This is a genomic window from Flavobacterium magnesitis, from assembly GCF_041729735.1.
Lineage (GTDB): Bacteria > Bacteroidota > Bacteroidia > Flavobacteriales > Flavobacteriaceae > Flavobacterium > Flavobacterium magnesitis.
On the sequence record NZ_JBCFQK010000055.1, the window covers coordinates 1 to 717 of the forward strand.

Annotated in this window: 1 protein-coding gene and 1 pseudogene; both read right to left on the reverse strand. The window is 33.5% G+C overall.

Annotation, left to right across the window (positions count from 1 at the left end):
- A pseudogene (locus AAGV33_RS16350) lies at window positions 1–155 on the reverse strand (transketolase family protein); the annotation flags it as partial.
- An 82-nt stretch (window positions 156–237) separates the two neighbouring features.
- Window positions 238–717, reverse strand: a 480-nt coding sequence (locus AAGV33_RS16355) for a thiamine pyrophosphate-dependent enzyme (RefSeq protein ID WP_373393446.1), incomplete at its 5' end; no start/stop codon positions are given.

Sequence of the window (717 nt, forward strand, 5' to 3'; positions counted from 1 at the left end):
TCTGGGTGATTTTTCTTGAAATCATCAAATTTTAATGATCCAATTAAATCCGCACAAAGTGCTACTACTTTTTCATTTTTCTGACCTAATTCAGTCATTCCCACTCCAAAACCTGAGCGAGTATCTTTACTTCCTGTATTTATATATTTTTTCATTTTCTAATTTAAATTGAAAGATTAAAAAATTGAAAGATTAAAAAATCTGAAAATCAGAAATCGTTAATCTACAATCTTCATTCTAGTAGTCACCTAAAGTTGCTGGATTTTGAGCTAATGCATTTTCTAATTGAGCATCATTTGGTGCTTTACCATGCCAAGCATGACTGTACATCATATAATCCACACCATTACCCATTTCAGTATACAATAATACACAAACTGGTTTCCCTTTTCCAGTTCTTGCTTTTGCTTCATTCATACCCGCAATAATTGCTTCGATGTTGTTTCCTTCTTTAATTTCTAAAACATCCCAATCAAAAGCTTCAAATTTAGCACGGATACTTCCCATACATAAAACTTCGTCCGTTGTTCCGTCAATTTGTTTTCCGTTTAAATCTACAGTTGCAATTAAGTTGTCTACTTTTTTAGCAGACGCATACATAATGGCTTCCCAGTTTTGACCTTCCTGCAATTCACCATCACCATGAAGTGTATAAACGATATGATTGTCGTTGTTTAATTTTTTAGCTTGAGCTGCACCAATTGCTACAGACATTCC